The sequence below is a fragment of the Allomesorhizobium camelthorni genome (genome assembly GCF_011045125.1).
Taxonomy (GTDB): Bacteria; Pseudomonadota; Alphaproteobacteria; order Rhizobiales; family Rhizobiaceae; genus Allomesorhizobium; species Allomesorhizobium camelthorni.
Map to the genome: position 1 here is coordinate 1 of NZ_JAAKZF010000095.1, position 18,144 is coordinate 18,144.

At 64.0% G+C, this 18,144-nt stretch carries 23 protein-coding genes; 17 read left to right on the forward strand and 6 right to left on the reverse strand.

The genetic code is table 11. The annotated features are described in order from the left end of the window. Together G6N73_RS36525 and G6N73_RS30660 are read left to right on the forward strand one after the other, a co-directional pair. The coding region (locus G6N73_RS36525; protein WP_206079187.1) for a hypothetical protein at positions 1-204 on the forward strand (204 nt) is incomplete at its 5' end. Positions 205-488: 284 nt separating this feature from the next. Further along, entirely contained in the window at positions 489-1,706 is a 1,218-nt protein-coding gene (locus tag G6N73_RS30660; RefSeq protein ID WP_165033712.1) for an outer membrane protein transport protein, read from the forward strand. A gap of 52 nt (positions 1,707-1,758) precedes the next feature. On the opposite strand, the gene G6N73_RS30665 is transcribed toward G6N73_RS30660, so the two are convergent. The 6 genes from G6N73_RS30665 to motA are packed head-to-tail and all read right to left on the reverse strand — an operon-like array spanning position 1,759 to position 6,677. Next, the gene (locus G6N73_RS30665) at positions 1,759-2,223 is read right to left on the reverse strand and encodes a hypothetical protein (RefSeq protein WP_165033713.1); all 465 of its coding nucleotides are present in this window, start codon (positions 2,221-2,223) and stop codon (positions 1,759-1,761) included. After that, complete coding sequence (flhB, locus tag G6N73_RS30670) at positions 2,223-3,296, reverse strand: flagellar biosynthesis protein FlhB (RefSeq protein ID WP_165033714.1); 1,074 nt, start codon at positions 3,294-3,296, stop codon at positions 2,223-2,225. The genes G6N73_RS30665 and flhB overlap by 1 nt, the downstream gene beginning before the upstream one ends. Before the next feature lie 26 nt (positions 3,297-3,322). Next, positions 3,323-4,348 carry a flagellar motor switch protein FliG gene (locus tag G6N73_RS30675; RefSeq protein WP_165033715.1) on the reverse strand — a complete coding sequence of 342 codons (1,026 nt, stop codon included), beginning with the start codon at positions 4,346-4,348 and terminating at the stop codon, positions 3,323-3,325. Between the two features lie 43 nt (positions 4,349-4,391). Further along, positions 4,392-4,781, reverse strand: a complete 390-nt coding sequence (gene fliN / locus G6N73_RS30680) for a flagellar motor switch protein FliN (RefSeq protein ID WP_165033716.1) — start codon at positions 4,779-4,781, stop codon at positions 4,392-4,394. A gap of 45 nt (positions 4,782-4,826) precedes the next feature. After that, entirely contained in the window at positions 4,827-5,756 is a 930-nt protein-coding gene (locus G6N73_RS30685; RefSeq protein WP_165033717.1) for a FliM/FliN family flagellar motor switch protein, read from the reverse strand. Between the two features lie 33 nt (positions 5,757-5,789). After that, the gene (gene motA / locus G6N73_RS30690) at positions 5,790-6,677 is read right to left on the reverse strand and encodes a flagellar motor stator protein MotA (protein ID WP_165033718.1); all 888 of its coding nucleotides are present in this window, start codon (positions 6,675-6,677) and stop codon (positions 5,790-5,792) included. A 145-nt stretch (positions 6,678-6,822) separates the two neighbouring features. Between motA and G6N73_RS30695 the strand changes: the two genes are divergently transcribed. The 15 genes from G6N73_RS30695 (at position 6,823) to G6N73_RS30765 (ending at position 18,027) form a co-directional block, all read left to right on the forward strand. Beyond that, on the forward strand, positions 6,823-7,944 hold the full coding sequence (locus G6N73_RS30695) for a DUF1217 domain-containing protein (RefSeq protein ID WP_165033719.1): 1,122 nt from the start codon (positions 6,823-6,825) through the stop codon (positions 7,942-7,944). Positions 7,945-7,954: 10 nt separating this feature from the next. Then, positions 7,955-8,680, forward strand: coding sequence for a flagellar basal-body rod protein FlgF (flgF, locus tag G6N73_RS30700; protein WP_165033720.1), 726 nt, complete (start codon positions 7,955-7,957; stop codon positions 8,678-8,680). Beyond that, a complete protein-coding gene (fliI, locus tag G6N73_RS30705) occupies positions 8,680-10,077 on the forward strand; it encodes a flagellar protein export ATPase FliI (protein WP_165033721.1) in 1,398 nt (465 codons plus the stop codon). Before flgF ends, fliI begins: the two co-directional genes overlap by 1 nt. Next, entirely contained in the window at positions 10,058-10,696 is a 639-nt protein-coding gene (locus G6N73_RS30710) for a hypothetical protein (protein ID WP_165033722.1), read from the forward strand. The genes fliI and G6N73_RS30710 overlap by 20 nt, the downstream gene beginning before the upstream one ends. Before the next feature lie 66 nt (positions 10,697-10,762). After that, a complete protein-coding gene (gene flgB / locus G6N73_RS30715) occupies positions 10,763-11,143 on the forward strand; it encodes a flagellar basal body rod protein FlgB (protein ID WP_165033723.1) in 381 nt (126 codons plus the stop codon). Positions 11,144-11,145: 2 nt separating this feature from the next. After that, positions 11,146-11,562, forward strand: a complete 417-nt coding sequence (gene flgC, locus G6N73_RS30720) for a flagellar basal body rod protein FlgC (protein ID WP_165033724.1) — start codon at positions 11,146-11,148, stop codon at positions 11,560-11,562. Further along, on the forward strand, positions 11,562-11,885 hold the full coding sequence (gene fliE, locus G6N73_RS30725; RefSeq protein WP_165033725.1) for a flagellar hook-basal body complex protein FliE: 324 nt from the start codon (positions 11,562-11,564) through the stop codon (positions 11,883-11,885). Before flgC ends, fliE begins: the two co-directional genes overlap by 1 nt. Before the next feature lie 14 nt (positions 11,886-11,899). Next, the gene (gene flgG / locus G6N73_RS30730) at positions 11,900-12,688 is read left to right on the forward strand and encodes a flagellar basal-body rod protein FlgG (protein WP_165033726.1); all 789 of its coding nucleotides are present in this window, start codon (positions 11,900-11,902) and stop codon (positions 12,686-12,688) included. 5 nt (positions 12,689-12,693) lie between these two features. After that, positions 12,694-13,167 (forward strand): flagellar basal body P-ring formation chaperone FlgA, encoded by a 474-nt coding sequence (flgA, locus tag G6N73_RS30735; RefSeq protein ID WP_165033727.1) that lies wholly within the window; start codon positions 12,694-12,696, stop codon positions 13,165-13,167. Then, entirely contained in the window at positions 13,164-14,366 is a 1,203-nt protein-coding gene (locus tag G6N73_RS30740) for a flagellar basal body P-ring protein FlgI (protein ID WP_165033728.1), read from the forward strand. The genes flgA and G6N73_RS30740 overlap by 4 nt, the downstream gene beginning before the upstream one ends. An 8-nt stretch (positions 14,367-14,374) precedes the next feature. Next, positions 14,375-14,914, forward strand: coding sequence for a MotE family protein (locus G6N73_RS30745; RefSeq protein ID WP_165033729.1), 540 nt, complete (start codon positions 14,375-14,377; stop codon positions 14,912-14,914). Next, positions 14,911-15,615, forward strand: a complete 705-nt coding sequence (gene flgH / locus G6N73_RS30750) for a flagellar basal body L-ring protein FlgH (protein WP_165033730.1) — start codon at positions 14,911-14,913, stop codon at positions 15,613-15,615. Before G6N73_RS30745 ends, flgH begins: the two co-directional genes overlap by 4 nt. Positions 15,616-15,627: 12 nt before the next feature. Continuing rightward, entirely contained in the window at positions 15,628-16,128 is a 501-nt protein-coding gene (locus G6N73_RS30755; RefSeq protein WP_165033731.1) for a flagellar basal body-associated FliL family protein, read from the forward strand. Next, the gene (gene fliP, locus G6N73_RS30760) at positions 16,125-16,856 is read left to right on the forward strand and encodes a flagellar type III secretion system pore protein FliP (protein WP_165033732.1); all 732 of its coding nucleotides are present in this window, start codon (positions 16,125-16,127) and stop codon (positions 16,854-16,856) included. The genes G6N73_RS30755 and fliP overlap by 4 nt, the downstream gene beginning before the upstream one ends. 184 nt (positions 16,857-17,040) lie before the next feature. Then, positions 17,041-18,027: a flagellin N-terminal helical domain-containing protein gene (locus G6N73_RS30765; RefSeq protein ID WP_165033733.1), complete on the forward strand. Its 987-nt coding sequence runs from the start codon at positions 17,041-17,043 to the stop codon at positions 18,025-18,027. The last annotated feature ends 117 nt before the right edge of the window (positions 18,028-18,144 follow it).

Below are 18,144 nucleotides of genomic sequence, written 5' to 3' on the forward strand. Positions count from 1 at the left end.
GTAGCTGCCGTTGAAACCGCCGTCTCGGAACGTCTTGATTGGGGTGGAATGCCGGCGTTCCTACGAACGACCGCAATAGAACGCTTTCGCACGCAAAAGGTGACTTCGGCGAGTTTTCCTCAGCTGCTGACACTGTGGCCGATGCGTCACACAGCAAGACGCAATGACGTTCGGGTCAAAAAGCAATTGATTGGTAAGCAATGATAATTCACCTTCACATCAAGGGTGGGGTGGGCTTGGCTTGATGCAGAGGGGATCTCTAAATGCGCCTGAGCCGTTTTCTCCGCGCCGTTTTGGCAGATGGGGCAGTTGGATTTGCCCTCATCCCATCATTGACGTCCTGGAAGCGCTGGCCGCTCCAGTCGACGCCGGCAACAGCATCCGATCCTTCGATTTCTTCTGAGGTGGCGCTATCGTCGCCTCGAAGCGGCGGTGGGCATCGGCGTAGCAAGATCCGCGCAATATCCTTTGTTTCGACGATAGTGGCGGTGATAGCGGGGGTCGCGACAGCGGAGGCCGGGGGCTTTGCGGTCCGCGAGCAATCCGCCTACGGACAGGGCTCGAGTTTTGCCGGCATGGCGGCGCCCGGCGATTCGATCAGCTCGATGTTCTGGAACCCGGCGGCGGTGACCACGGTGACCGGCATGACCGTCGAGGGCAATTTGACCGCTATTTTCCCAGAGTCCGAGCTTGACGTGGACCCATCGCGTTCGACGCTCGCCGCGTTTGGCATCACGAGCAGTGGCGGCAATGTCGGCGAAACCGGCATTGTGCCCGCGACCTATTTCGCGATGCCGCTTACCGATGAGTTCTATATCGGCCTGAGCGTCACCGCGCCCTACGGCCTCGCTACGACTTCGGACGCGCCGTGGGTTGGGATGTTCAGCCATCTCGAAGCGGAGGCGGTCTCGGTCAATGCGACCCCGGTCCTCGGCTTCAAGGTCAACGACATGGTCAGCGTCGCCGTCGGCATGCAGATCGAATATTTCGATGTCGACATCGAAACGGCGCTGGCGCCGACTGCCGCGCCACCCCGGCAACGGCTTGAGGGCGACGACGTCGATGTCGGTTTGGTCGCCGGCGTGACGTTGACGCCGTTCGACGGCACTACCATCGGCATCGGCTACCGTTCGGCGGTCAAGCATTCGCTGGGCGGCAGCCAGACCTTCGACATCCCGGTTGTGACGCCAATCGGCACGATTCCAGCGGGAACCTATCCGATCACCGCCGACCTGACGCTGCCTGAAACTGTCTCCGTCGGCGTGCGTCAGCGGATCAACGACGCGTTCACGGTCATGGGTGGCTTTGAATGGACCAATTGGAGCCGCATCCAGACTGTGCCGTTCGAAGGCTCGCCCGCCGGCTCGGATCTGGCTCTCAACTACGACGATGGATGGTTCTTCTCGCTTGGCGGCGAGTACAAGTTCAATCCCAATCTGACGTTCCGGACCGGTGTCGGCTACGAGATTGCGCCGACCCAGGACGAGGACCGCTCCATGCGGCTGCCGGATGCGGACCGCATCTGGGCAAGCGTTGGCGCAAGCTACAATTGGAACGAGCAGCTTTCGATCGACTTCGGCTATTCGCACCTCTTTGTGGACGATGGGCCGGTGGACGAGACGACAGCGGGTATCCGTTACGCAGGCACGGCCGAGGGCAGCGTCGACATCATCTCGTTCGGCATGCGCTACAAATTCGGCGGCTAGGGTTCTGTCGAATTGCTGGATTTTCTACGGCTTAGCCTTCGCAAGAGCCCCGCTACGATCGTGAAAATCCATTCTCCCCCGCAAGGGGGGAGATAGCAGCCGTCTTGCGAATACGCGCCGCTTCAAGCGCAGCCTCCAAGAAAGCCGTGTTTCGCTCGGGATCGGGATCGGGCGCGTCGAAGGCGACGTAGTTGACCTCGACGGAGGCATGCAGCGCCGTCAGCGACAGCGCGAAATAGACGGTCGCGCCGCGCGGCCGAAGTTCGAGGTCGAGCACGATGCGCGGGTTCTCGGTCCAGCCGACATGCGCTTCGCCGCCATGGCCGAGCCGCAGCGTTTCCGGCATGAAGAACAGCTCGGCGGCTGAATCAACGATGTCGGAAATGCAGGCGAAATGCTCCAGCCTGATGAAGGCGATGTAGTCGGCGACGTCGACGAGCCGAAGCTCGCTGACCACTTCCTCGATGGCTTTGGCGACGATGATCTCGCGGTTCGGTGCGTGCGGCTGTCGGTTCATCAGTTCGCTTTGCGCTTGTTGCCGTAGACGATCCGCACGAGTTCCGCGACCGCCTGGTAGAATTGGGCAGGAATGACGCTATCGACCGAAACTTGCTTGTACATGGATCGGGCGAGCGCCACGTCCTCGAAGACCGGGATGTTGTGGGCGGCCGCGATCTCGCGGATCTTCAGCGCCACCAGATCCTGGCCCTTGGCCAGCACCACCGGCGCCGAATTCTCCTCGCGCACATATCTGAGAGCAATGGAGAAGTGGGTCGGGTTGGCGATGATCAGCGTGGCGCGCGGCACTGCCGTCATCATGCGGCGGCGGGCGCGATCGCGCGCCAGCGAGCGCAGGCGGCCCTTGACGATCGGATCGCCTTCGGACTGCTTCATCTCGTCCTTGACCTCCTGGCGGGTCATGCGGAGTTCCTGACGCCAGTGGAACCGCGACCACACGAAGTCGATCGCCGCGATCACCCCCATGACGAAGACGATGGCGACGAGGATGTCGATGGCGATATCGCGGATCACCAGGCCGAAAGCCGCGGGCGGCGTCATCATGCCGGCCAGAAGCCGGTGATGGCTTTCGCCGAGCGTGAAGACGAGGACCAGTATGGCGAAGCCAAGCTTGCCCAGCGATTTGAGGAACTCGACGAAACCCTGGATGCCGAACAGTCGCTTCCACCCCGAGGCGAGCGAGATGCGCGACGCCTGCGGCCTTATGCGCTCGCCGACGAATTGCGGCATGTTCTGCAAAGCCGACGAACCGATGCCCGCCACGACGAGCAGCACCATCATGACGCCGAGCATCTTGGCGATCTGCATGATGACGCCGCTGTAGAGCTCGATCACGTCGCGCTCGGTGCTGAGCGGCCAGGCTTCGGGCTTTTCCAGGAACATGGACAGGAACACGCCGAGCTCGTTGACGCTATCGCCGGCGAAGAAGACTGCGAACACCAGTATCGCCACGAAGGAAGCCAGGATCGTCGTTTCCTTCGAGCTGGGCGTCTTGCCCTTGTCGATGGTGTCGCGGATCTTCTTTTCGGTCGCTTCCTCGGTTTTGCTGTCCTTGTCGGCGCTCTCAGACATCGGGTGACGATCCGTTCAGCGCGCGGTCAGGCCGCGGCAGCCTGGGAGGCGGCCGTGGGCAGTTCGAAGGCTCCTTCATGCGACATGCGGATCGCGGTCGAGGCGATCGACCGCCGCGCTTTGAGGATGTCGGCCATGGGGATCCCTTCCGACCCTTGCGAAAGTTCGGATTCGATCATGCGCCGCGATCGGGCGCCGATCGCCGACAGCACTGCTTCGGTCATGTCCGGCGGCGCGCCCCGCAGACATAGCGTCACCAGTTCGGTCGAGAGCCCGTCGAAGAGCGCCACCCGCGCCTTCTGCGTCATCAGCACGATGTCGTCGAACGAGAACAGCCGCGCCCGCACGCCGTCGAGGTCGGGCGCGCCGGATTTCTCGAGGTCTTCCATCACCTCGTCCATCTGCGACTTTTCCATCTCGTTGAGCACGCTGGCGACGCGGCTCTGCCCCGCGGACGTGTCCTTGGTCGTGCTTTCTGAGAGAACGCGGCTGCGCAATTGCCCTTCGACGATCCTGGTCGCGGTTTCGGGAATGGAGGTCAGCGCCATCATCCGCTTGACGATCTCGCCGCGCAGTCCCTTTTCCAGCGTCAGCAGCACATTGGCCGAGGCCTGCGGTGCGAGCTTGGAAAGGATCAGCGCAGAAGTTTGCGGGTGTTCGGCCGCGATGAACGCGCCCAGCCGCAGCGGATCGGCCTTTTCCAGTTGCGGCCAGATCGGCGGCGGCGTCTTGGCGGCATTGAGCGGCTTGGCGTCGCCCTTGAGCGCCTGCACTTCCTCCGGCGACAGTCCCTCGTTCAGAATGTCGTCCATCTTGTCGGCCGAATCGAGCTGCCCCGCGCCCTCGGTGAACTCGGCCTCGAATTCGGCGACGATCTTCTCCAGGTCGCTTTGCGGAATGGTTCGCAACTGCCGCGCGCCCTCGATCAGCGCCTTCAACTCCTCCTGCTTGAAGAATTTGAGCAAGCGGCTCGCCGACGGCTTTCCCATCGCCACCAATATGGCTGCGGCCTTCTGCGGCCGCGTCAGCGTGGCAAGGCTCGTCGTCGTCATGCGTCGAACCTTTCGCGGCCGGCGGGAAGCAGAGGCTTGCGCATCAGGCGGGCTTCGCGCTGATGATTTCGGTCAGGCGTATGCCGAAGCGCGACGGGTCGTTTTCGAGCACTGTGATCTCGCCGCGCGCGATCTTGCGGCCGTTGACCACGACGTCGACCGGCTCGCCAATGCGCCGGTTGAGCGCGACGGTGGAGCCCTTCTGCAGCGCCATCAGCTCCGAAACCGGCATTTCGGTGCTGCCGAGCACGATCTGGACGTCGACCGGAATGTTCATGATGACGCCGGAGTTCTGCATCGAGGCCTCGACGGTCGGACCGCTCCCCGGCCGCTGCGGCTCGTCGTGCAGCACGCCGCGCAACTCCTCGATCGCCCGGTTCAGCTGCTCTTCTGGCAGGTCGGCTTCGGTCGCCGCGGCGTTTGTCTGGGTCATCATGCTCTCCAATTCCTGGGCGTCAGCCCGGAGCGACGCTTCGTGTCACCCGGTCATCAGCCCGTCGATAAATTCCTGGCCGGCATCGGACTGATGCCTGATCCTGACCGTGTAGTTCTGTCCAAGCTTGCCGAATTCGCAGACGAACAGCGTCTTCTTGCGCGCGGAAAGCCGGGCCTGCGATTGCGCGCCTTCTTCCAGTTCGATCACCTGGCCTTCGTGGAACCCGGCGATGTCGCCAAGCGTCATGCGGGCGAGCGGCATTGCCGCTTCAAGCGTCACCGTCGAGCGCATGACTTCCTCGCTGAAGCGCGCGCGCCAGTCGGTGACGGCCGGGCCACCGCCGACAGCGTCAGATCCCGTTCGGTGCATCAGCACGCGTTGCGGCATCAGGAGGTAGAGAATCCCCGAGCTCGGACCGAGCGTGAACTTGAACTCGATGCGAACCGCCGGCCCATCGCGCAGCACCTTGCCCTTGCGCTTGGCCCCGGCAATCGCCGTGGGCAGCGGGAAGTGGATGTTGAGCGCGCGAGCGCCCCAGCCGTTCACGGAGGTCGCCACCTCCTGGCACATCATCGTCGCCACCTCGATCTCGGTCGGCGACAGCTCGCGCTCTATCGGCGCCACCGGCATGTCGGGATCGCCCCCGAACAGCGCGCTGACCACGACGGCGATGGCGTCGGGATTGACCAGCATGACCAGCGCGTCCGACGACATCGGCGATGATGCGATCGTCATCGCCTGGTTGCCGTTTGCGTCCGGCTTAACGTCGCCGAGCCGCATCACGTCGATATTGCCGAGTTCGATGGTGAGCGGCGAGGCCAGCGTGGCGTTGAGGCTGTCGGACAGGATCGGCAGAGCACGCGCGCCGAGGCCGCGCGCAGCCTCAATCACATGCTGCGTCTCGCCCCGGTCGCCGACGAGGCGCTCCAGGATGAAGGCGCGTGTTTCGGCGGGGCTGGCCGGACTTGCCATCAGCCGACGCTCCGTTCAGCCAGCGCCATCGGCTCAGGCCGCCTTCTTGGCGGCATCGCCTGCGGCGGCGGCGGTGTTCATGGTGCTCTGCTCGACCGCATCGATCGACGGTCGGTCATAGGAGGAGATGGTCTTGCGGCCGAATTCGATAGCCACCTGCGGCAGCGAGCCGTTCATGTAGGCGAGCAGCGTCTGCTTCACGATCACGTAGAGGCGGTTGTTCTTGTCCCTGACGATCTTGATCTTGGTGGCGATCGGCCCGACCACCGCATAGGACAGGAAGATGCCGAGAAAGGTGCCGACAAGTGCCGCGCCGATCAGCGCCCCCAGTATCTCCGGCGACTGGTCGAGCGCGCCCATCGCCTTCACCACCCCGAGCACGGCCGCGACGATGCCGAGCGCCGGCAGGCCGTCGGCGACCGCGACCAGGGCGTGGTAGGATTTCAGCTTGTCGGAGCGGATCGTGTGGATTTCCTCGTCCATCAGCGCCTCGATCTCGTGGCTGCGCGCATTGCCGATGATGATCAGCCGGCAGTAATCGCAGATGAAATGCGTCAGATCGTGCCGCTTGAGCACCGTCGGGAATGCTTGGAACACGGTCGATTCGGCGGGATTGTCGATATGCGCTTCGACCTCGCTGCGCGACTTGGTGCGCAATTCGCGCATCAGGCTGTGCAGCACGCCCAGCGTTTCGAGGTAGTCGCGCTCCTTCGGCGTCGCCTGGCGGAAGGCTTCCATGCAGGCCTTGCCGGTGTCCTTCACGGTCGCCATCGGATTGGCGACGAGGAAAGTTCCGAACGCGGCGCCGCCGATAATGACGAATTCCCAAGGCTGCATGAGCACGTCGACGTGACCGCCCATGGCCATGAAGCCGCCCAGCACGCAGCCCATCGTCACCACAAGTCCGATCAGTATGCCCACAGTCAGTCCTTCCGCATTCCAACCTACCGGAAGGCAATACAGTCCGTGCCTTGTGTGAGGCTTGAAAGCGACAGCGGCGGCGATTCAGTTTCGCGCAAGCGTCGCCTAGTAGCTTCGCCGGATAGCTTCGGCCGGAGGCCTGCCCGTGATCAACACATTCACCAGCTACCAGCTTATAGCGAGGGATCTCCCGAAGGCGCTCGATCGCGTCGAAAACCAGCCAATGGTGGACCGCGAGACGAAGTACTACCTCGAAAACATCACCAAGGTGAAAACCATCGACGAGTTCGTCAAGAACGATCGCCTGTTTCGCTACGCGATGAAGGCGCACGGGCTCGAAGACATGGCCTACGCCAAGGCCTTCATGGTCAAGGCCCTGAAGGAAGGCGTTTCCGACCCCGAAAGCTTCGCCAACAAGCTGACCGACAAGCGTTATGCCGAATTCGTCGAGAGCTTCAACTTCGCCGCGCATGGCGAACTGGCGACCGTCTACAACAAGGCGCAGCAGGGCGCGGTCGCGAACTACCAAACCCAGGCGGCGATTGCCGGCGTCGATCCCACTTCCGCGTCGGTGCAGGCCGAGGTGACCTACTACCTCGCCAACATCGTTAACGTGAAATCCATCGGCGATCTCATGTCCAATGACAGGCTGGCCCAGTTTGCTCTTGCCGCCTTTGGCCTGGACGACACGGAAGAGAACAAGGATCTCGCCAGGGCGGTTCTGGAGGGGGGACTTCGCAATCCCGACAGCCTGGCCAACACGATGACCGACAAGACCTTTGTCGCCTTCGCGTCGATGTATAATTTCGAGGAGCTTGGAGAGGAGACGACCACCTACAGTTTGGCCCAGCGTCCCGCAATCGACAAATTCATGCGCCAGACGCTGGAGGAGGACGCCGGGAAGCAGAATGAAGGCGTGCGGCTGGCGCTCTATTTCGAGCGCAAGGCGGAAACCCTCACATCCTTCTATGAAATCCTGGCCGACCCGGCGCTCGCCAGAGTCGTCCGGACTGTGCTCTCGCTGCCGGATTCCTTCGCCTCGGCCGATATCGACAAGCAGGTGCAGCTCTTCGAGAGCAAGCTCAACATCGAGGACTTTTCCGATCCCAAGGAGCTTGGCAAGTTCCTCACCCGCTTCACTAGCCTCTGGGAGATCGACAACCCGACATCGACCGCGCAGACTTCGCTTAGCGTGCTGTTCAGCCAGCCGGTCGAATACGGCATCTCGACCAACACCCTGTTCGCCATCCAGGCGATGAAGCGCTGAGGAGCCGGCAATGCAGGATGGTCTCTACGTCGCCCTTTCCTCCCAGATCGCGCTGGAACGCCGGTTGAACACGATCGCCGACAACGTCGCCAACGCCTCGACCGTCGGGTTCCGCGCCACTGGCGTCAAATTCGAGGACGTGGTGTCCGGACTCGGCCAGGACGCCGTGTCCTTCGCCTCGGCCGGCGACACCTATCTGTCGGCCAAGTCCGGTTCGCTGCGCGAGACCGGTAACCCGTTCGACTTCGCCATCCAGGGAAATGCCTGGTTCGGCATCGAGACCCCCGTCGGCACGGTCATGACGCGGGATGGCCGCTTCTCGATGCTCGATACCGGCCAGCTGGTGACGATCGAAGGCTATCCGGTGCTCGACGCCGGCGGCGCGCCGCTGCAGCTCGATCCGCGCAACGGCCCGCCGCAATCGGGCGCCGACGGCGTCCTGCGGCAGAACGGCCAGCTCGTCGGCGCGATCGGCTTGTTCGCGTTCGAACCCGGCCCGAATTTCACCCGCTTCGGCAATTCCGGCATCGTGCCGGCCGGCCAGCCCGAGCCGTTGGTGGACCGCGTCGATGTCGGTGTCGCGCAAGGCTTCCTCGAAGATTCCAACGTCAATCCGATGCTCGAAATGACGCGGCTGATCGCAGTGCAGCGCGCCTTTGAGAATATCGCCGCCGCGATGCGCAGCACTGAGCAGACATTCGGCAACGCCATCGAAACGCTCGGCTCCAAGGCCTGATGACTGCGCACCCGCCTGCCTTGATCGACCGGCCAGCCCATGACACGGCCCTGACCGCGCTGGAGCGCACCTGGCGGCGCTTTGCCGACGACCGCACGCTCATCCGGCGCGGCGGGCGCGTCACCGAAGTGTCGCAGACGCAGTACCGCGTACGCGGAATTTCCGACGCCGCCCGGCTGGGCGACATCGTCGAGCATCGCGGCCAAGCCGGCCTGCGAGGCGGCGAGATCGTCCAGATCGGGCCGGAGGAAGTGCTGGTTGCGCCCTTCGAGCGATCAGCCGACGCCGGCGTCGGCGATGCCGTGTTCAACCGAGGCCCGTTTACGGTGACGCCTCATATCTCGTGGCGCGGCCGCGCCGTCGATTCGCTCGGCCGGGCCATAGACGGTGGCGCGCTACTCATTGCCGGCGAGCCTCTGGACGCAGTGGAAGCGACGCCGCCATCGGCGCTCTCCCGCCAGCGCGTCGGCACCTCGTTCCTCACCGGCGTTCGCGTTATCGACATTTTCACGCCGATCTGCTTCGGGCAGCGGCTCGGCATTTTCGCGGGCTCCGGCGTCGGCAAGTCGACGCTGCTTGCAATGCTCGCGGGGGCGGACGCCTTCGATACCGTCGTGGTCGCCCTGGTCGGCGAACGCGGCCGCGAGGTGCGTGAATTCCTCGAAGACACGGTCGGCGAAAAGAGCATGGCCAAGACCATCGCCGTGGTCGCGACCAGCGACGAAAGCGCCATGATGCGCAAGCGCGCGCCCGACACCGCCATGCGCGTCGCCGAGCACTTCCGCGAGCGCGGCGACCGCGTGCTGCTGGTGCTCGATTCCATCACCCGCTTCGCACATGCGCTGCGCGAGGTGGCGATCGGAGCGGGCGAGCCGCCGATCGCGCGCGGCTATCCAGCATCGGTATTCACCGACCTGCCGAAGCTGCTCGAACGCGCCGGACCGGGCCTCGACGGCTCCGGATCGATCACCGCCATCATCTCGGTGCTGGTCGATGGCGACGATCACAACGATCCGGTCGCGGATTCGGTGCGCGGCATTCTCGACGGCCATGTCGTGCTCGACCGCTCGATCGCCGAGCAGGGCCGCTATCCTCCGGTCAATCCGCTGTCCTCGATCTCGCGGCTGGCTTCCAAGGCGTGGAGCAACGAACAGCGCGCGCTTGTGACCAGGCTGAAATCGATGATCTCGCGCTTCGAGGACACCCGCGACATCCGGCTGCTCGGCGCCTACCAGCCAGGGGCCGACGCCGAACTCGACATGGCGGTGCGACAGGTTCCGCTGATCTACGAGGCGCTGACGCAATCACCCGCCGACCGCCCCTCGCCCGACCCGTTCGCCGATCTGGCGCGGCATCTGAGAGCCAAGGACAAGCCCAATGCAGCTCAAGGAGATTGACAACGCCCTGCGCGGCAAGCTGCAGGCGCAGTCGGCGGCCGAAAAGCCGGCGCGGCGTTCGCTCATGCCCCGGCTGTTCCGACGGCGCGCAGCCGTCGCGCCCGGACTGACGCCGCAGTCCCGCGACCGCCGCGGCGACCTCGTCATTGCCGGACTGGGCATCGCGCTCGGCCTCGGCTGCGCGCTGTTTCCCTGGTACATCTTCTTCAACCAGGAGAAGTTCGGCATTCGCGCCTTGAAATTCGAAGGCCAAGGCGAGCGCGAGACAGGCCAGATCTATCTCGGCTCGCAGCCCGACCGCGTCGGCGCACCGATGACGGTCGAGGACATTCCGCCGATGAAGCTCGACCTGTTTGCGACGGGCACCCTGCCCGAAAACGATGGCGCGAGCGAAGGCGTGCCGAGCTTGAGCGAACAGCCTTTCCCGCCCGAAATTGTGGCCTTCCGCCTCGTCCACGTCGCCAATGGCCGCGCCATGATCGCCGACGATACCGGCCTCTGGGTGGTGCAGCGCGGCTCTCGGCTGCCCGACAACAGCCGCGTCGCCGGCATCGAGCAGCGCGACGGCAAATGGGTTCTCGTCACCAGCGCCGCCAAGGTGATCGAACTGTCAAAATAACCGCCCTAGCGCAAGGTCCGCGCAAGACTGCATGCCTATCTTATGGAAATCTGCCCGGAGATTTCTATGCAGCCCGTCAACCTCTTTGATCTCGCCTCACAGCAGTCGCAATGGCTGGCCGTGCGCCAGGCCGCGGTCGCCGGCAACGTCGCCAATGTGAACACGCCCGGTTACGGCGCGTTCGACGTCGAGCCCTTCGAGAAGGTGCTCGACAATACGCGCGTGGCCCTGAGAGCAACCCACGAGGGACATCTCAGCGGCGGCGCGACAGAGGCCGGCTATGCCGTGCGGCAGAACGGGCAGGAGATCTCGGCCATGCCGTCCGGCAACACGGTGGTGCTCGAGAACGAATTGATGAAGGCCGGCGAGATCAGCCGCTCCTTCGAGCTCAACACGGCGATCGTCAAGGCGTTTCACCGCATGATGATGACTAGCGTGAGGAGCTGACGGTGGATCCGCTTTCGACAGCCCTGAAGGTTGCCGCCTCCGGCCTCGGCGCCCAGTCGGAGCGGCTGCGCGTCGTCTCGGAAAACCTTGCCAACGCCCAGTCGACCGGCGACACGCCGGGCGCCGAACCCTATCGCCGCAAGACCATCACCTTCGCCGCCGAGCTCGACCGCGCCAGCGGCGGCTCGCTGGTCGACGTGACCGCGATCAACCGCGATCCCTCGGCCTTCCCCGTCGAATATTCGCCCGGCCACGAGGCCGCCGACGAGAACGGCTACGTCATGATGCCAAACGTCAACGTGCTGATCGAAATGGCCGACATGACCGAGGCGAACCGCTCCTATGAAGCCAATCTGCAGGTCATCAAGCAGGCGCGCTCGCTGATCTCGATGACCATCGACCTGATGAGGAGCCAATAATGATCACTGGCCTCAGTGCGGCCGTTCCGCAACTCCAGATCGGCAATACGGACGGCGATAGCGGGCTCTTTTCCAAAAGCCCCGCGCCGGCGGCGGCCGATGCCGGCTCGTCCTTCGCCGCGATGCTGACGCGTGCTGCCGGCGACGCGATCGGCGCGCTCCAGCAGGCCGAACAGGTTTCCGTCCAGGCTCTGCAGGGCGAGGCCGACATACGCCAGGTAGTCGACGCTGTGATGAGCGCCGAACAGTCGCTGCAAGCGGCGGTGGCGATCCGCGACAAGATCGTGACCGCCTATCTCGAAGTCAGCCGCATGGCGATCTGAGGAGAATTGAGACCATGAAGGCACTCGCAATCGCCGCGACCGGCATGAACGCCCAGCAGACCAATCTGGAAGTGATCGCCAACAACATCGCCAACATCAACACCACCGGCTTCAAACGGGCGCGGGCGGAATTTTCCGACCTGCTTTACCAGGTCGATCGCCTGCAGGGCGTGCCCAACCGCGCCAATTCCAGCCTCGTGCCGGAAGGCGTGAGCATCGGCCTTGGCGTCAAGACCAGCGCGGTGCGCAACGTCCATGTCCAGGGCGGGCTGACCAGCACCGGCAACAAGTTTGACCTCGCGCTGACCGGCAATGGCTGGTTCCAGATCGAAGGCGCCGACGGCCAGACGCTCTACACCCGCGCCGGCTCGTTCAACACCAACGCGACCGGGCAGCTGGTGACGGTTGACGGTTTTCCGGTCCAGCCCGCCATCAATGTTCCGGCCGATGCTGTCGAGGTCATCGTCAACAAATCCGGCCAGGTGTTCGCGCGTCTGGACGGCCAGGTCGATTTGCAGGATCTCGGCCAGCTAACGCTGGCGAGCTTCGCCAATGAGGCGGGTCTTGCGCCGCTGGGCGACAACCTTTTCCAGGAAACGCCGGCTTCCGGAGCAGCCAATATCGGCGTGCCGGGCGATCTCGGCTACGCCACCGTCGAACAAGGTTATCTCGAAAATTCCAACGTCGATCCGGTCAAGGAAATCACCGAGCTGATCTCGGCGCAGCGCGCCTACGAGATGAACTCCAAGGTCATCCAGGCAGCCGACGAGATGGCGGCCGTCGTCTCCAAGAACATCAGGTAGCGGCGATGGCTTTCCGGTCGATGCGCGCTCTGCTTCACGCCGCGGCTGCCGGTCTCGCGCTGGTTTCCGGCGCGTTGCCCGCGCTTGCGCAGGAAACCGTGCTCATCCCCAACCGCGTCGTCTATCCCGGCGAGACGGTCTCGGCCGACGCGCTGAAAGAAGTCACGCTGAAGCCCGGCAAGCAGGCGCCGGAAGCGGTCGCTGTCACGCTTGCAGAGCTCGAAGGCAAGGTAGCCAAGCGCACCCTGCTGACCGGCCGCTACATCCCGCTGAGTTCGCTGCGCGAGGCGTATCTTGTCGAGCAGGGCGCGGCCGTGGAAGTTGTCTTCGTCTCAGGCGCGCTGACGATCTCGGCAAGCGCGGTCACGCTCGAGCCCGGCTCGGCGGGCGATCTGGTCAAGGTCCGCAACATCGACAGCGGCAAGATTCTCTCTGGCACGGTCATGGCCGACGGCTCGATCCGGGTCGGAGCGACATGATCCGCCGCTTGCTCATTATGGCGGTCGCGACCGCGCTCGGCGTCCAGGCGGCTTTTGCCGACGGGCTGATCCGCAAGGACGGCCGCGGCGGAGCCGGTGTGAACGGCGACGGTTCCGAATATGAGCAGCGCGACCTCTACCCGGGGCAAAACCTCGTTCCCTCGCGCATCAAGGACATCGCGCAGTTGCAGAGCGCACGCGACAACCAGCTTGTCGGCTACGGCCTGGTGATCGGCCTGCAAGGCTCAGGCGACAGCCTGCGCAACTCGCCTTTCACGGAACAGTCGATCCGCGCCATGCTGGAAAATCTCGGCATCGCCAGCGAGGGTGGCCGGGCGCGCGCCAAGAACGTCGCGGCGGTGATCGTCACCGCCAACCTGCCGCCCTTCGTCCAGTCCGGCGCGCGCATCGATGTCAGCGTTTCCTCGCTGGGCGACGCGGTGTCGCTCGGCGGCGGCGTGCTGGTGATGACGCCGCTGAAGGCCGCCGACGGCGAAATCTACGCGGTCGCGCAGGGGCCGGTATTCATCTCCGGCTTCAACGCCCAGGGCGAAGCCGAGCAGATCACGCAAGGCGTGCCGACCTCCGGCCGCGTGCCCAACGGCGCGATCATCGAGCGGCAGGTCGAGGCCGAATTCGGCGACGTCGGCAAGCTGACGCTGCAACTCCGCAACGCCGACTTCTCGACTGCGGTGAGGATCACCGACGCGATCAACGACTACGCGTTGGAGCGCTTCGGCAAGCGCGTGGCGCGAGAGCAGGATTCGCGCACCGTCATCATCCAGAAACCGCAAAAGATCTCCGCCGCCCGCTTCTACGCCGAACTCGAAAATCTGGTCGTCGAATCCGACATGCCGGCGCGGGTAGTGGTCGACGAGCGCACCGGCACCATCGTCATCGGCAACGAGGTCAGGATCTCGCGCGTCGCCATCAGCCACGGCACGCTGACGGTCCGCATCACCGAGATGCCGAGGGTCGTGCAGCCCGAACCATTCTCCAGGGGGCGGACTGCGGTCGAGCCGTTCACCGCTATCGAAACGGACCAGCCGGACGGACGCGTCGCTATCCTCGATGGCCCAAATCTCGAAACGCTGGTTTCCGGGCTGAACCGGCTCGGCGTCAAGCCCGACGGCATCATCGCCATCCTCCAGGGCATCAAGTCCGCCGGCGCCCTGCAGGCCGAACTCGTACTTCAATAGGTGACGCGATGCCGGCCAAATTTCATCTCCTGACCCCGCCAAGGCGCATCGCCCGCAAGACGCTTGCCGCAGCGACCCTCGCCGCGCTGCTCGCAGCCGGCGGTCCCGCAGCGACCGAAACGGCGCCGGCCGTCGTCGCCGCGGCCGAGACGGAGAGCGAGATCCAGCGCTTTTGTTCGAGCATCGCCGACGCCGCGCGCGACCGCCGCTATGCGCTGCAGAAGATGGAACTGGAGACGCTGCAGAAGGAAGTCGACAAGCGCATCGCACTGCTCGAGGAGAAGCGCGCCGAGTACGAGAGCTGGATGAAGCGGCGCGAGGATTTCCTCGCGCAGGCCGAGGGCAATGTCGTCGACATCTACGCCACCATGAAGCCGGACGCCGCGGCCGAGCGGCTCGCCATGCTCGATGTCGAACTTGCCGCCGGCATCCTCATGAAGCTCGATTCGCGCCGCGCCGGCGTTATCCTCAACGAGATGGAAAGCAAGGCCGCGGCCGCCCTCACCGGCATCATGGCGAGCGCCGCGCGAAGGGAAGACCCGACATGATCCGCAAGCTTTTGCTGGCCATCGCCGCGGCAGCACTCGCCGGCTGCGGCTCGAATCTGAAGGAGATCGGCCAGCCGCCGGCGCTGTCGGCCGTCGGCTCCGGCGTCGCCTCAGGCACACAGTCGGTCTATCAGTATCCCGAACCTCCCGCCCAGCCGGTCAAGCGCTTTTCGCTGTGGAACGACCGCCAGAGCCGTCTCTTCACCGACCCGCGCGCGCTGTCGCCCGGCGATATCCTGACGGTCGAGATCGAGATCAACGACCGCGCGAAGTTTAAGAACGAATCCGACCGCAGCCGCACCTCGACCAAATCGCTCGGCGGCGCGCTGGAATATGAATGGGACGGGATCGGCTCCGGCAGCAGCGCCGACGCCGATATTGCCTCGACCTCGGCGTCGGCGGGAACGGGCGAAACCACCCGTTCGGAAACGATCGAGCTTTCCGTCGCCGCCATCGTCACTGACGTGATGCCGAACGGCAATCTGGTGATTAACGGCTCGCAGGAGGTGCGGGTCAACGCCGAACTCCGGATCCTGACTATTGCGGGCATTGTGCGCCCGGTCGATATCGGGCCGAACAACACGATCTCCTATGAGCGCATCGCCGAGGCCCGCATTTCCTATGGCGGCCGGGGAAGACTGACCGAGGTGCAGCAGCCGCCTTACGGGCAGCAGTTCCTCGACCAGGTTCTTCCCTTCTAGGCGGCGTGAAAGATGGCGATCACCGAACAAACCCCCTCTCTTCCGAAAGGACCATCCCTGCTGGTGCAGATGGCGGTGCTGCTCGGCATGACGGCCGCCGCGATCGTGCTTGGCTGGGCCTCCGGAATTTATCTGAACGGCAGCAGCGAACCGGCGGAGCAGGCGGCGCATGCGTCGGACAGTCACGGCGGCGAAGCCGCTGGCGGCCACGGAGAAGAACCCGCGCAGGCAAGAACCGTTATCCCGCTCGCAGCCATCACCACCAACCTGGCCGCCCCCGAACAGGTGTGGATCCGCCTCGAAGCGTCGGTCGTGCTCGACGAGCCGCAGCCACCGGAACTGATCGAGAGCATCCACCAGGACCTGCTCGCCTATCTGCGCACGGTCAAGCTGCACCAGGTCGAGGGCGCGAGCGGCTTCCAGCACCTGAAGGCCGATCTCGAGGAGCGCGCAAAAATCCGCAGCGACGGCCACGTCAAACAGTTCCTGATCAGGACGCTGCTGTTCGAATGAGAAAACTTCTCGCCACTCTCGTCTGGCTCGCGGCGTCGGCCTCCATCGCCGAGGCGCAGCAGCTTGATCTCGGCGCTATCGGCCAGGCCGACGGCACAACCGTCGGCTACATCATCCAGATGTTCGGCCTGCTGACCATCCTGTCGGTTGCGCCGGGCCTCCTGATCATGGTGACGAGCTTCACCCGCTTCGTCATCGCTTTCTCGATTCTTAGAGCAGGTATCGGACTACAGACCACGCCGGCGAATCTGATCCTGATCAGCCTGTCGCTGTTCATGACCTTCTACGTGATGGCGCCGACCTTCGACCAAGCCTGGAATAACGGCGTCCGGCCGCTGATGGACAATGAGATCACGCAGGCCGAGGCGCTGGAGCGGATTTCCGATCCGTTCCGGACCTTCATGGTCGCCCATGTGCGCGACAAGGATTTCGACCTTTTCGCCGACCTCGCGCGGGAGCGCGGCCAGACGGTGGCCGAGGAGGCGGTGGATTTGCGCATACTCGTTCCGGCGTTCATGATCTCGGAGATCAGGCGCGGCTTCGAGATCGGATTCCTGATCGTGCTGCCGTTCCTCGTCATCGATCTGATTGTGGCGACCATCACCATGGCCATGGGCATGATGATGCTGCCGCCGACAGTGGTTTCGCTGCCGTTCAAGCTTCTGTTCTTCGTCCTGATCGACGGCTGGAACCTTTTGGTCGGCTCGCTGGTGCGCTCCTTCACCTGACGACGCGTCAGGGCGCAAAATTACCCTTCGTTAACCATAACGCTTATCCTTTTCGAAGGGAGTGTCGGTCATTGTGCCTGCCATGGCGGGTGGTCACGTCTCAGGCGACCATTGGCATGATGCCGCACCGTCATACCGGCCGATCCGGTATGCAAAAAGTCCCGTGTAAAAGGTACGAGTACCCATGGCCAGCATCATGACCAACGCTTCGGCGTTGACCGCCCTCCAGAGCTTGAGCTCCACGAACAAGAATCTTGAAATCACCCAGTCGCGCATCTCGACCGGCTATCGTGTCGCCGACGCTTCGGACAACGCCGCCTACTGGTCGATCGCCACGACGATGCGCTCGGACAACAACGCCCTCTCGACCGTGCAGGATGCTCTCGGTCTCGGCGCTTCGAAGGTCGACACCGCCTACACCGGCATGAACAAGGCGATCGACACCGTCAACCAGATCAAGACCAAGCTGGTCGCGGCCAGTGGCTCGACGGATGCCGACAAGGCCAAGTACCAGATCGAGATCAAGGCCCTGCAGGACCAGCTCAAGGCCTATGCGGACGCTGCGACCTTCTCCGGCACCAACATGCTGTCGGTCACCACCGACGCCGCTGCAACCACGGCCACCGACGTCAAGGTCGTCTCCGCCTTCAACCGGACCTCTTCCGGCGCGGCTTCGATCTCGACCATCGACATCAAGGTCGAGGATATCAAACTTTACGAAGCCGGCACCAACGTGGGCGTCAACAAGGGCATTCTAGACTCCAACCGCACATCGGCGGGCGTGGAAGGCGCTGCTTCGGCACCGACTCTGGGTGCTGCTGCGGCGGGTACCGACACCTACACCGTTTCGACGATGCAGCTGACCGACGGTACGCTTTTCGCCAGCGACACCCAGATCGGCGCCATGCTCGGCGTTGTTGAAAGTGCGCTGAAGGACATGACCACGGCCGCCACCAACCTCGGCGCCGCCAAGAGCCGCATCGACCTTCAGAAGACCTTCACGCAGAGCCTGATGGACTCGATCGACCGCGGCGTCGGCCAGCTCGTGGACGCCGACATGAACAAGGAATCGACCCGCCTCCAGGCCCTGCAGGTTCAGCAGCAGCTCGGCATCCAGGCGCTGTCGATCGCCAACGGCAACTCGCAGTCGATCCTGTCGCTCTTCCGTTAATCTTCCTTTCCCGGATCGACCGGGAACCGGAAGCACTGACAAATCGGGCCGCGCTCCTCTGGAGTGCGGCCCGATCCGTTTCTGGGGCGCGCGCCGCGCGCCTTGGTGCGTAAAGAC